This window comes from Methanosarcinales archaeon Met12 (assembly GCA_002813105.2).
Taxonomy (GTDB): domain Archaea; phylum Halobacteriota; class UBA148; order UBA148; family JAJOKI01; genus JAJOKI01.
The window spans coordinates 45,263-57,562 of sequence record CP017966.2; the positions used below are offsets into that span (position 1 = coordinate 45,263).

Annotated in this window: 19 protein-coding genes; 17 read left to right on the forward strand and 2 right to left on the reverse strand. The window is 45.6% G+C overall.

Annotated features, from left to right (window positions below; translation table 11 throughout):
* The first annotated feature begins 194 nt into the window (after positions 1-194).
* The 17 genes from BME93_00295 to BME93_00375 all read left to right on the forward strand — a co-directional run bounded on the left by BME93_00295 (position 195) and on the right by BME93_00375 (position 11,624).
* Complete coding sequence (locus tag BME93_00295; GenBank protein ATZ60635.1) at positions 195-830, forward strand: 30S ribosomal protein S3ae; 636 nt, start codon at positions 195-197, stop codon at positions 828-830.
* Between the two features lie 87 nt (positions 831-917).
* Positions 918-2,117, forward strand: a complete 1,200-nt coding sequence (locus BME93_00300) for a 2,3-bisphosphoglycerate-independent phosphoglycerate mutase (protein ATZ61699.1) — start codon at positions 918-920, stop codon at positions 2,115-2,117.
* Positions 2,114-3,298 carry a redox-regulated ATPase YchF gene (locus BME93_00305; protein ATZ60636.1) on the forward strand — a complete coding sequence of 395 codons (1,185 nt, stop codon included), beginning with the start codon at positions 2,114-2,116 and terminating at the stop codon, positions 3,296-3,298. The genes BME93_00300 and BME93_00305 overlap by 4 nt, the downstream gene beginning before the upstream one ends.
* Before the next feature lie 50 nt (positions 3,299-3,348).
* The gene (locus BME93_00310) at positions 3,349-4,401 is read left to right on the forward strand and encodes a mechanosensitive ion channel (GenBank protein ID ATZ60637.1); all 1,053 of its coding nucleotides are present in this window, start codon (positions 3,349-3,351) and stop codon (positions 4,399-4,401) included.
* A gap of 141 nt (positions 4,402-4,542) precedes the next feature.
* Entirely contained in the window at positions 4,543-5,133 is a 591-nt protein-coding gene (locus BME93_00315; protein ATZ60638.1) for a 50S ribosomal protein L15e, read from the forward strand.
* Positions 5,130-5,570 (forward strand): RNA-binding domain-containing protein, encoded by a 441-nt coding sequence (locus BME93_00320; protein ID ATZ60639.1) that lies wholly within the window; start codon positions 5,130-5,132, stop codon positions 5,568-5,570. Before BME93_00315 ends, BME93_00320 begins: the two co-directional genes overlap by 4 nt.
* The gene (locus BME93_00325) at positions 5,554-6,234 is read left to right on the forward strand and encodes an RNase P subunit p30 family protein (protein ID ATZ60640.1); all 681 of its coding nucleotides are present in this window, start codon (positions 5,554-5,556) and stop codon (positions 6,232-6,234) included. The genes BME93_00320 and BME93_00325 overlap by 17 nt, the downstream gene beginning before the upstream one ends.
* Positions 6,231-6,776 carry an Rpp14/Pop5 family protein gene (locus BME93_00330; GenBank protein ATZ60641.1) on the forward strand — a complete coding sequence of 182 codons (546 nt, stop codon included), beginning with the start codon at positions 6,231-6,233 and terminating at the stop codon, positions 6,774-6,776. Before BME93_00325 ends, BME93_00330 begins: the two co-directional genes overlap by 4 nt.
* Positions 6,748-7,503 carry an archaeal proteasome endopeptidase complex subunit alpha gene (gene psmA, locus BME93_00335; GenBank protein ID ATZ60642.1) on the forward strand — a complete coding sequence of 252 codons (756 nt, stop codon included), beginning with the start codon at positions 6,748-6,750 and terminating at the stop codon, positions 7,501-7,503. Before BME93_00330 ends, psmA begins: the two co-directional genes overlap by 29 nt.
* Positions 7,504-7,512: 9 nt before the next feature.
* Positions 7,513-8,214, forward strand: a complete 702-nt coding sequence (locus BME93_00340) for a ribosome assembly factor SBDS (protein ID ATZ60643.1) — start codon at positions 7,513-7,515, stop codon at positions 8,212-8,214.
* 40 nt (positions 8,215-8,254) lie between these two features.
* The gene (gene rrp4, locus BME93_00345) at positions 8,255-8,920 is read left to right on the forward strand and encodes an exosome complex RNA-binding protein Rrp4 (GenBank protein ID ATZ60644.1); all 666 of its coding nucleotides are present in this window, start codon (positions 8,255-8,257) and stop codon (positions 8,918-8,920) included.
* 12 nt (positions 8,921-8,932) lie between these two features.
* Positions 8,933-9,649: an exosome complex exonuclease Rrp41 gene (rrp41, locus tag BME93_00350; GenBank protein ID ATZ60645.1), complete on the forward strand. Its 717-nt coding sequence runs from the start codon at positions 8,933-8,935 to the stop codon at positions 9,647-9,649.
* Between the two features lie 8 nt (positions 9,650-9,657).
* Positions 9,658-10,443: an exosome complex protein Rrp42 gene (rrp42, locus tag BME93_00355; GenBank protein ATZ60646.2), complete on the forward strand. Its 786-nt coding sequence runs from the start codon at positions 9,658-9,660 to the stop codon at positions 10,441-10,443.
* Positions 10,444-10,595: 152 nt separating this feature from the next.
* Positions 10,596-10,877 carry a 50S ribosomal protein L37ae gene (locus tag BME93_00360; GenBank protein ATZ60647.1) on the forward strand — a complete coding sequence of 94 codons (282 nt, stop codon included), beginning with the start codon at positions 10,596-10,598 and terminating at the stop codon, positions 10,875-10,877.
* A gap of 3 nt (positions 10,878-10,880) precedes the next feature.
* Positions 10,881-11,018, forward strand: coding sequence for a DNA-directed RNA polymerase subunit P (locus tag BME93_00365; GenBank protein ID ATZ60648.1), 138 nt, complete (start codon positions 10,881-10,883; stop codon positions 11,016-11,018).
* On the forward strand, positions 11,015-11,260 hold the full coding sequence (locus BME93_00370; protein ID ATZ61700.2) for a KEOPS complex subunit Pcc1: 246 nt from the start codon (positions 11,015-11,017) through the stop codon (positions 11,258-11,260). The genes BME93_00365 and BME93_00370 overlap by 4 nt, the downstream gene beginning before the upstream one ends.
* 4 nt (positions 11,261-11,264) lie before the next feature.
* Positions 11,265-11,624 carry a prefoldin subunit beta gene (locus tag BME93_00375; protein ID ATZ60649.1) on the forward strand — a complete coding sequence of 120 codons (360 nt, stop codon included), beginning with the start codon at positions 11,265-11,267 and terminating at the stop codon, positions 11,622-11,624.
* A 203-nt stretch (positions 11,625-11,827) separates the two neighbouring features.
* On the opposite strand, the gene BME93_00380 is transcribed toward BME93_00375, so the two are convergent.
* Together BME93_00380 and BME93_00385 are read right to left on the reverse strand one after the other, a co-directional pair.
* Positions 11,828-12,091: a PIN domain-containing protein gene (locus BME93_00380; GenBank protein ID ATZ60650.1), complete on the reverse strand. Its 264-nt coding sequence runs from the start codon at positions 12,089-12,091 to the stop codon at positions 11,828-11,830.
* On the reverse strand, positions 12,075-12,287 hold the full coding sequence (locus BME93_00385; GenBank protein ID ATZ60651.1) for a hypothetical protein: 213 nt from the start codon (positions 12,285-12,287) through the stop codon (positions 12,075-12,077). The genes BME93_00380 and BME93_00385 overlap by 17 nt, the downstream gene beginning before the upstream one ends.
* Positions 12,288-12,300 lie beyond the last annotated feature (13 nt).

The window sequence follows — 12,300 nt, forward strand, 5'->3', positions numbered from 1 at the left end:
TCAACCCTAATTTCCAGTCCTTGACATTCTACATCATTAACTATACTATAGAGGTATCTTATAATTTTGGACGGAATTTCATATAATTACTTATATACGAAATTCGCATTTTGTCCCCTTTTCCTTAAGTTGGCAGATTCATTAGGGGCAGAGTTATCTTTATATATCCACACGCATATCGAAGTTGAGATACCATGGCAAAAAAATCATCAGGGAAAGACGGCTGGAAAGCGAAGAGATGGTATAACGTGCTCGCTCCAGATATGTTCAACAGGGCAAACATTGGAAAAACGCCTGCAGATGAGCCGGAAAAACTCATCGGACGGGTTATCGAGACGTCGCTGAGCGATTTGACCAATGACTGGTCCAAGCAAAACACAAAAATCATATTTAAAATAAGCGATGTTGGCGCCGATAATGCGCACACAAAATTCATCAGGCACGAGATGGCACGAGATTACATGCGCTCGTTGATCAAGAGGGGGACGTCCAAGATCGACGCTAACATCACCGCAACCACGACGGATGGATACAAGTTAAAGGTCAAGCCGTCATGCTTCACGATTAAACGAGTGCTTCATCCGCAAATCAGGACAATTCGGCAGAGAATGCACGACGTCGTAACATCCAGGGCAGAAAAACTCGATTTTGGTCAATTCGTCCACGAAATCGTACTCGGCAAGGTGGCATCGGATATATATAAGGGAGCAAAGGACATCTATCCCATACGCAAGGCGGAAGTCGGCAAAACTGAAGTGATCTTCGAGCCCGATATGACTGCAAAGACGATTGATGCCCAGCCACAAGAAGAAGCGGTTGCAGCAGAATGATAACCTTATGATAAGATGGCAAACAGCCATGTGACGAATCATAGTTCTGGAAGTTTTAAGTACAAAGCAGAGATAACATCTATTCATATGAGCATCGCCAGGAAGATATTATTGGTCGTTTTAGATGGCATTTCAGATAGGCCAACAGAAGGAAAAACCCCATTACAGAGTGCCGATGCACCCAATCTCGACAGAATAGCGAGTCTTGGCATCAACGGAATCATGGACCCCATCGCGCCTGGGATCCGACCAGGCTCAGATGTTGCGCATTTGGCATTGTTGGGATATGACCCATACGAAGTTTATACAGGCAGGGGACCCCTCGAGGCAGCAGGCGTGGGTATTCATCTGAAAGAGGGGGATATTGCCTTCAGATGTAATTTTGCGACGATGAAAGACGGCATAATCGTGGACCGGCGCGCTGGACGAATACGGGACACGATGGAATTAACAAGGGCTGTTCAGGATGGAGTTCAATTAGATGGAGAGTTCATCTTCGAGAGGTCAACAGGGCATCGGGCGGTGCTGGTTTTGAGGGGGGCTGGTTTGAGCCCATACGTCTCGGATTCGGATCCAAAACACGAGGGTATGCCATCCAAAACCATCGAGGCGCTAAAATCAGAAGCGCAAAAAACCGCAGATATCCTGAAAGAGTTTGTCATACAATCGGACAACTTACTGAAAAAACATCCCGTTAATGCAGAACGTATAAAAGTGGGCAAAGCCCCTGCGAACACCATATTGGTCAGAGGCGCAGGCATGATGCCAAATATAAGGACGTTTTCAGAAAGATATGGATTAAAGGGCGCAATAATCGCTGAGACGGGAGTGGTCATCGGCATTGGACGGATATGTGGTCTGAAGCACGGTGAAGTCGGTGGCGTCGATTCTGATATCGATGCAAAGGTCAGGAGTGCAATCGATGCGCTGAAAGACCATGAGTTTGTGCTGTTGAATGTCAAAGGTGCGGATGAAGCTTCTCACGATGGAAACGTTGAGAAGAAGATAAAATTCATCACCAGGGTCGATAAAGCGTTGAAGCCCATACTCGAGCTCAAAGATACGCTGGTGGTCGTGACGGCAGACCATTCGACGCCTGTATCCGTTAGAGACCATTCCGCCGACCCAGTCCCAGTAACGATTATGGGTCCTGGTGTACGAGTGGATGCCGTTCGTGTTTATGATGAAATTAATGCCGCAACAGGAGGGTTAAACCGCATCCGTGCCATATATCTGATGCCCATTTTGATGGATTTGGTCAATCGGACGAAAAAATTTGGAGCATGATGATATCCATTGCACTTGCAGGTAAGCCGAATGTCGGCAAATCATCGTTTTTCAAAGCTGCGACGATGATAGATGTCGAAATCGCCAGTTACCCCTTTACGACCATAGATGCCAACCATGGCATATCACACGTGCGCACGAAATGTCCCTGTAAAGAGCTCAAGGTCGATTGTAAAAACTGCATAGAAGGGGACAGATTCGTCCCGATCGAGTTGATAGACGTGGCTGGCCTAGTCCCTGACGCACATAAAGGAAGAGGGCTTGGAAACGAATTCCTGGATAACCTGCGTCAGGCCAAAGCCATCATACATGTAATAGATGCTTCCGGTGGCACGGATGCGGAGGGCAATCCAGTAGAAGTGGGGACGCACGCTCCCGTTGATGACGTACGGTTCTTTGAGAAGGAAATTACAATGTGGTTGTATGGCATCATCAAGCGCCACTGGGCACGGTTGTCGCGAAAACTACAAAGTAGTCGAGGGCCAATGGAGCATGTCCTTGCGGAGTTGCTGGCAGGAGTCGGCACAGATGAAACGCAGATAAAGGTCGCACTCCATAATACGATGCTTACGCCCACAAACTGGTCAGACGAAGACCTGATGAAGTTTGCTGATGAAATCAGAAAGCTCAGCAAACCGATGATAATCGCGGCAAATAAGATCGATATAGCACCTGACGAATGTATCCAACAACTTCGTTCACTGGAGAAGGAAGGACGCACCATAGTGCAGACGAGTGCGGGGGGTGAACTTGCACTCAGACTGGCAGAGAAAAAAGGACTGATATCATATCTGCCAGGAGATGCCGATTTTCAGAGCATAATGCCAGAAGAATTGACAGATGCACAGAGAGAAGGGCTGGAGCGCATAAGGGCGCTATTGAAGAAGTATGGTGGCACAGGCGTCCAGCAGTGCATAAACTGCGCAGTCCTGGGATTGCTGGACAATATCGTCGTATATCCTGTGGAAGACGAGAACAAGTTTACGGATAAGAACGGTAATGTGCTGCCAGACGCGTTTTTGGTGCGGAAGGGGAATACTGCACATGACCTGGCATACATGATTCACACCGATTTAGGAGCGGGGTTCCTATATGCAGTGGATGCCAGGGCGAAGCGCAGAGTGGCTGAAAAGCATGTGCTTGAAGATGGAGATATCATCAAAATAGTTTCAACCAAGTAATGCCAATGAAGAGGGGTAGTATTAAGATTATTCTGACGAGATGAGGTAATATGGTCGATGTAGCTCAGGTAACTGGATGGGAATACTTCAACTACATAATAGCGGTAACAATAGTCCTCCTAACTCCGGTCGTAGCCAAGATGATTCTCTACGTCTTCGAAAGATATCTGGAGCCGTTTGCAGCGAAGAAGAAGACGAACATATACATCCTGATTATCGGAGCGATAAAGGTCCCCACATACACTATATCATTTCTTTTTGGCCTTTATCTGGCACTCTGGTATGTGGAATTTCCGTGGTTAGATCAGTTCCAAGTAGGCAGTATGGTAATTGGCGCTATAATGGGCACTCTGATTGCGTATAGCATCATTCCTGCTCTGATAAAGGAGTATAGTCATCGCCTTGCGAAGAAAACCAAGTCCAGGGTCGATGAAGCAATGATTCTTGTCACATTGAAAGTGGTGAGAATACTTATCGTGGTTGTGGGTATCATGATAATTCTGGACATGTTGGGGGTGGACATAATGCTGATACTGACAGGCATGGGCATCGCAGGTCTCGCCGTCGCACTGGCATTTAGAGACACTTTATCAAACATGCTCTCTGGATTTTACCTGATGGTCGACAAGCCATTCAAGATGGGGGATAGGCTCTCATTGGACACTGGAGAGGTCTGTGAGGTCATGGATATCGGTTTGAGAAGTACGAGATTATATAACGAGATAGACCATACGTTGATCACCATACCAACCGCAGAGCTTTCGAAGATGAAGATAGTCAACATTTCTGAACCAGATATTAGATTAAAAGTGAGGATTCCGATAAGAGTTGCGTATGGGTCGGACATAAACAAGGTGAAGGGCATCTTAATGGAGATAGCAAAAGGGTCGCCAGATGTATTGAATGACCCACCTCCTGCAGCATTTTTCATGGAGTTTGGAGAGTTTTCGATAAACCTGCTTTTGGTTGCGTGGATAGGCGATGTAAAAAAGAAGCTTGTGGCCACGGACTATCTAAACTGCAGAATCAATGAACGGTTTGAAGAGGAGAACATCGAGATACCGTTTCCAATCAGGACCATTTATATGAAGGGTGGCAAATGAAAGGTGAAGTTAAATCAAGAAACCTTTATTAATCTTGAGCAACCTGCAGAAGCAGAGTGATAAAAATATCGCAGTTGCGGGAGAAAATCCCGCTGGGATGTGGCTGACAACAGCTGAACCGTAAAACTTTGAGGGATATCAATGGCAAAATCACTATATGGATATATACGCGATGCTTACAAAAAACCAGATGAGACCTACGTAGATGAATTGATGTGGCAGCGCCTTCAGGAATGGCGCAGAGAGCCAGTGGTAAACAGAATTGAGCGCCCAACGCGCCTCGACAGGGCGAGAGCGCTTGGATACAAAGGCAAACAGGGCATAATCGTAGTCAGAGTCGGGGTACGGAGAGGTGGCAGAAGAAAGTCAAGATATGTGCGCGGACGCAGAACTGCGCATATGGGCATGGCTAAGATTACCGCAGGCAAAAGCATCCAGCGCATCGCCGAGGAAAGGGCTGCGCGCAGGTATCCAAATCTGGAGGTCTTAAACTCCTACTGGGTTGGCGAAGATGGCAAGAAAAAATGGTATGAAGTCATACTCGTCGACCCGGAGCACCCCGTAATCAAGAAGGATTCCAATCTCAACTGGTTGTGTGCACCATCCCAGAAGGGGCGCGTTTTCAGGGGCAAGACAAGTGCAGGCATGAAAGGCAGGGGTATGCGCAAACGTGGAAAGGGCACCGAAAAAACGAGACCGAGCATACGAGCCAAGATGGGCAGGGGCAAGTGATACATCAAATCACTATCAGGGCATTTGTACATGCGACTGAAGACCCGTCCAGGGTAGAAAAAGCATTGCGGTTATTCATCCCAGAAGACCATGCAATCGAGATATGTAGGACAGAGGGGCATTTTGGGAATCCCATTACAATTTTCACGGTGAAATTGAAGGGAGAACGGCAGTGCAGGACGTTCATGGGCGCTTTAAAAAGCGGCCTACCTGCATCTGAATTAACGATGTTGATAAATCAAGCAAATCAACGTGTTGACGATAGTTACAATTTTTATATCAAGCTCGACAAACAGTCTGCATATGACGGCGCTGTCAGATTAGCTCAAAGAGAAGATGCGATTTTGATACGAATAAAAATAAAGACATATCCAGCAAAACGCGAAAACGCGATCAAAATTGTGAGGAGTTTGTTAAGCGATGCCCATGTATTATGACCTTCATGTGCATTCCCTTCCAGAATGTGCTGATTCGCCCAGCAGGTTGGAGCTGGTGGCAAAGAAATATGGATACGCAGAAATAGCGATCACTAATCATTCTGACTATTGGAATGAAGTAACCGGTGATGGCATCATCAACGGCATTGAAATCGTAGCCAGCAACCCTGCTGAGTTAAGAAAAAAGATCGAAAAGTTCCGACCCAGAGTAGACGTCCTTCTCGTTCATGGTGGCGACCCCAAAATCAATCGGGCAGCGGTCGAGAATGCATGCGTCGATATACTGGCACATCCTGAGATTGGAAAGGATGACGGATTTAACCATGTGCTCGCCAAATCTGCCGCCGACAACGATGTCGCCATTGAGTTCAATCTCGATGCACTCATATGCCTGAGAGGCGGCACAAGGGTGCACGCTCTTTCAGATTTTCGCCGCAATCTAAAACTGGCTATGAAATTCGACGTACCGGTAGTTCTCACGAGCAACGCCAAATCCCATTATGACATGAGAGCACCCAGGGAGATGATAGCGCTGGCTGGTTTGTTCGGTATGACCGAAGAGGAGGCGATTCGGGCCATCAGTACGACCCCTGCCAGAATCATAGAGCAAAATAGGAAAAAGAGACAAGGTTATATATGCGATGGGGTGGAGGTGGTTAGATGAAGATTCTACCCTCCTCATTACGTGAGCGAAAGAGATATCTCGCATTCGAGGTCACATCCACAGGTGAAGTGAATCGAAGAGAACTGATAGATGAACTGTGGGCTGCTGCTAGGTCACTTATAGGGGATGTCGGCACAAGCCAATGCGACCTGTGGCTGCTCGATTTCGATGGTAGATTCGGTATTCTCAGATGTGCTCGCGATAAAACTGCTACAGCACGAGCAGTACTGGCAATCATCGACAGAGTTGGAAAGATTAGAGTGGGAATCGCCGTTCTCGGAACTTCGGGGACGATAAAGAGTGCAACGGAAAAGTTTATACAACGAGGAAGCATACCCAAAGATACTGTAAAAATCGATCGGGTCCAGATTATGGGTGGTATATCTGGAACTATCAAGAGGATACACGGTAACGAAATCGATTTAATACCTGACGACGATAATATCGTAAAGCGTTCAAATGTCAATTTAGTCGGAGTTACGGTTTTTGATTTAGAGGAGTTGGTGAAGCAACGTGCAAATGATATCCCAGATGGCATATGACAGAACTATAACCGTTTTCAGCCCAGACGGGCGATTGTTCCAAGTAGAATACGCTAGAGAGGCGGTTAAAAGAGGAACTACCGCGATTGGTATCAAGGCGACGGATGGAGTCGTACTCTTGGTGGACAAACGAGTTACAAGTCGTTTGCTTGAGGTTCAATCCGTGGAGAAGATATTCAAAATAGATGAGCATATTGGCGCTGCTACCTCTGGACTGGTCGCCGATGCCAGAGCGCTAATTGATCGGGCACGAATAGAAGCACAGATAGCCAGGATGACATATAACGAGGATATCCATGTGGAGGAACTGTCCAAAAAGATCTGCGACCACATGCAGAGTTATACTCAATATGGCGGGGCCCGTCCATACGGGACTGCGCTGCTAATCGCGGGTGTAAATGGCGATTCTATTTACCTTTTTGAGATGGATCCAAGCGGAACGTTGCTCGAATACAAGGCGACTGGGATTGGCGCTGGACGAAACGCTGTTATGGAAGTTTTCGAGGCTAAGTATAAGGAGGACATGGGCATAGATGAAGCGGTCCTGCTCGGTCTTGAGGCGCTCCATAAGGTGGTAGAGAGAGAATTTAGTGCTCAGACCATAGACGTATGTGTTATCAAACTGAAAACAAGAACGTTTGAAAGGATGCCCCCCGAATATGTTTACGCCAAGGTTCAGCAGGTCCTTGAACAACATGGTTCTGATGTTAAAGAATCCAAAGAGTAGGCGATCTCCATGGTTGCCATCGATAAAGCCGTAACTGCCAGATATAAAAAACATGGAGTGTCTTTTGAGATTTTAGTCGATCCAGAGATGGCGATCGCCCTTAAACGAGGAGAAGAGGGAGATATAAGTATCAATATGATGCTGGCTGCAGAAGACGTATTCGAGGATGCGAGCAGAGGAGATCGAGCTTCTGAGGAAGACCTGATAAAAGCCTTCGGCACCACCGACATACGTGCCATCACAAAGGAGATAATCCTCCATGGGGACCTTCAGCTGACGTCCGAGCAGCGAAAGCGCATGCAGGAGGATAAGCGCAAACGGGTGATCGATGTGATTGCTCAAAATGCCATCAATCCCCAGACGGGTGCACCTCATCCACCTGCTAGAATCGAAAAGGCGATGGAAGAGGCTGGTGTGCACATCGATCCGTTTAAGAGCGTGGATGAAATGGTAAAGGAGGTCATGAAAAAGATTAGGCCTATAATCCCCATCCGCTTTGAGGAAGTGAACATCGCGGTCAAGATTCCCTCACAATACGCTGCCAAATCATACGGTGAAATTGCGAGTTTTGGATCGTTACAAAAGCAGGAATGGCAAGACGACGGGTCGTGGATCACCGTTGTCAAGATTCCGGCAGGAATGCAAGACAATTTCTATAACCTTGTGAACCGCCTTACAAAAGGAGAGGCTGAAACCAAACTATTAAGATAGATATAGGCATACTTGATTGAACATTAGAGGTCATGATTACATGAATAAAAATTTGGCGATTCCAGGAGATTTGCTCTCAAGTGACGTTAAACAGGCAGGAGAGGGCACTTATGTTAAAGACGGACATGTCTTCGCTGCCATATTTGGTTTTGTGAATAAAAAAGATCGAATCCAGGTAATTCCACTCACAGGTAAATACATGCCGCATAGTGGCGATATCGTCATCGGTAAAATAGTAGATATCCGTTTTTCAAATTGGTTGGTGAATATTAGCTCACCATATAAAGCGCTTTTACACGTTTCAGAGTACCCTGAGCGAATAGACGCCGACCAGATGAGCCAATACTTAGGGATTGGAGATTTGGTCGTTGTGGGGGTAAAAGACGTGGATGTAACCATGAAAGTGGAATTGACCATGGTGGGAGAGTCGTTCAGAAAACTTGATAGTGGAAGGGTGATTGAGATATCACATGCCAAGATTCCAAGAGTAATCGGACGAAAAGGGTCGATGATAAGTCTGTTGAAAAGCAAGCTGAATTGTGATATATTCGTTGGTCAAAACGGACGAATCTGGATTGAAGGTAGAGAAGAGGATGTGGACTATACCATTAAGGCGCTGTTGAAAATTGAGTGCGAATCGCACACATCTGGATTGACGGATCGGATTAATGAATTTATCAGTGATAGAGAACCAACTACAAAGTAGAGAGGGAGTAAAATGAGCGATAAAACGATAGAATTTATAAAAAATGGGGGGCAGCGACTCGATGGAAGAAAATTAGACGAGCTCAGGCCTATTAAAATAGAAGTAGGCGTTTTGAAAAGGGCAGATGGCTCGTGTTATATGGAGGCTGGTGGAAACAAAGTGATGGCCGCAGTATATGGGCCGCGAGAAGTTCATCCGCGCCGCCTCGAGGATGCTACAAAGGCCATCATCAGAGTCAGGTATAATATGGCATCATTCTCGGTAGAGGATCGAAAAAGACCTGGGCCAGACCGCAGATCGGTCGAGATATCAAAAGTAAGCAGAGAAGCAATCGAACCAATTATCATCAAAGAACATTTTTCAAGGTCCGTGATAGACATCTTTATAGAGATATTGCAGGCAGATGCTGGAACGAGAACTGCTGGCATCAACGCTGCATCGGTCGCACTGGCAGATGCAGGAATTCCAATGAGGGGGTTGGTGTCGGCTTGCGCCGCTGGGAAAGTTGGAGGACATATCGTCCTCGATTTGAAGAAAGAAGAAGATAACCATGGAGAGGCAGACATTCCGATCGCGATGGACGTTCAAAACGACAAAATCACGTTATTACAGATGGATGGACGTTTAACACAAGACGAATTTAAGCAAGCACTTGAGCTGGCCAAGAAGGGTTGCAAAGAGATCTACGAGATGCAGCGACAAGCGTTGATCGCGAAATATACGGTATGACATAAAAGGTGAAAACGATGGATGAAGATATCATTTCAGAAATAAAAAAAGATTACATTTACGCCCTATCGGAAAAAGGAGAGCGCGAAGATGGACGTGCCCCTGACCAATACAGGGACATATCGATTGAAAACGGAGTTGTGAATACAGCTGAAGGGTCTGCATACGTCAAAATTGGAGACACCAAGGTTCTTGTCGGCATAAAGCTCCAGCCAGGAGAGCCTTTTCCAGATACGCCGGACAAGGGCGTGCTAATCACGAATGTAGAGCTGTCGCCACTTGCCTCACCCACGTTTGAGGCAGGACCTCCACGAGATGACGCAATAGAATTGGCACGAGTTGTAGATCGCGGCATTCGTGAATCCGGTGCGTTAGAGCTATCAAAACTATGCATCGAAGAGGGCGTTAAAGTCTGGATGGTCTTTATCGACGTACAAGTTATCGATTATGATGGCAATTTGATAGATGCCGCTTCATTGGGTGCGATATCCGCATTGCTGAACGCAAAATTGCCAAATGAGCGATATGGATTGGGCAAAGACGTTCCATTGCCAGTTAGCGACCTGCCCGTTGCCGTTACTGTGATGAAGATAGGTAAAAAATTTATACTTGATCCAAACTTAGACGAGGAACAAGCCGCATCTACGAAGTTGACGGTGATATCCAACAAGGATGGGAGTCTTGCAGGTATGCAAAAGAGTGGAGCTGGTACGCTCTCGCCAGATGAGGTGTACCATATAGTAGAGATGGCATGTAAAACGGCAAAAGACATACGAAAGAGATTCTTGAAGTAAAGAAGTTTTGGGAAGAAATTTTAGAAAGAAAATTTGGGAAGAAATTTTAGAAAGAAAATTTGGGAAGAAATTTTAGAAAGAAAATTTGGGAAGAAATTTTAGAAAGAAAATTTGGGAAGAAATTTTAGAAAGAAAATTTTGGAGTAAAATCAATGGCAAAAAAGGTGGGAAAGAAGGGGCAAAAGACCAGATCTGCCGGTCGTTTTGGCCCTAGATATGGACGAAAAGTCAGGAAGATGGTAGCCGATATTGAGGAATTGATGCGGGCGCCGCACAAGTGTCCACGGTGTGATCGCATGTCCGTATCACGGGTGGGCACAGGTATCTGGCGATGCCCAAAATGTGAAATAACGTTTTCTGGTGGCGCCTATATCCCACAAACATCTATGGGGCCTTCAAAAGTCATACCCATTAAAGCAGAAAAAGAGGGATAGATAATGGCATATAAGTGCGCTAAATGTAAACGAACAGTAGAAATCGATCATGAGTATGGGGGAGTTCGTTGCCCATACTGTGGGCATAGAGTGCTCTTGAAAGAAAGGGGCACAATAATAAAAAGGATAAAGGCCGAATGAGACGGATGTATTCTCAATTTGAGTTCGATTTGGGCAAACACGTCGATAATGTATATCGTTCATTGCTCCCGGAATTAAAAGATGCGCCATCCCAACGAGTGGAGGTCAATCTTGAACTGAGAAACGATATGGTCAAACTCCATATAAATTCAGACGATATAGTCTCATTTCGAGCCGCACTGAACACTTGGTTGAGACTGGTTAAAGTCGCATATGACATGGCGAAATGGAAAACGGCGTGATAAAATGAATAATGAATTACCACAACAAGTTCAACATCAATTAGCACAGTTGCAACAGATACAGCATCAGGCACAGGTCATAATCGGGCAAAAAACCAAGATGGAGCTGATGTTGCGTGAAACCGAGCAAGCACAGGAAGAGCTGGAAAAGCTGGAAAAAGATGCAGTAGTTTACAAGGGAATCGGCCAGTTGTTGATTAAATCTGAAAAGACGGCTGTAACAGAAGACCTGGCGGAGAAAAAAGAGGTCCTGAGCGTACGACTCAAGACGCTTGAAAAGCAAGAGCAAAAAATCCAGGAAAAGTTTCAACAACTACAGAACCAAATTCGGACGGCGCTTGGCCAGAAAGAGGGCGCTGGATGAATATAATCCTTCGAGTGATAAAATTGAGTTTGGGTATAAGTAGTTAGGCGAAATGTCCTTAATAAAAGATTGAAACTCTAGCATTTATTCCCTCAAGCTGAGCACGTCCTTGATGTCATCAAAATGTGGATCGCCTGTTAAAACCGTTAGACCGTGAACCCTTGCTGAGGCTATAACAACGCAATCTACTGCGCCCATCCTTTTCATTTTCGATTTAATTCTTGAAGCTTCAATGGCGATCTTTCTGGTACATCTAAGCTTTTCGCATGATTTTCAACGGTCTTAACAAATTCATCGGCTGTTTTTGCATCCCTGATCTCTTCTACTCTATATCTAATCTCATAGAGGTTTAAGACAGATGTATAAATTTGTCCAGCATTTTCTTTAAGAATATGCAGTACTTTTCTTCCCGTGACAGAGCCTTGAAAGAGCTCCAACCATGCAAAACTATCAATCAAAATGTTCATTTCTGGCTTCCTCTTCGTGCTCTCTCTTAATCAACTTTAGATCTAGTTCTGGTAGACTTCCAAACAGCTCATCCAAACTTTTTATGGGTTTCAACTCTATCTTTTCCTTCTTCACGCCTATCTCAAACCTGTTTGTCTTAAAGATCTTTCGAACACGCTTCGGGATGACAATCCTTCCATGCGTATCAACTATCACTACATTTCTTTCT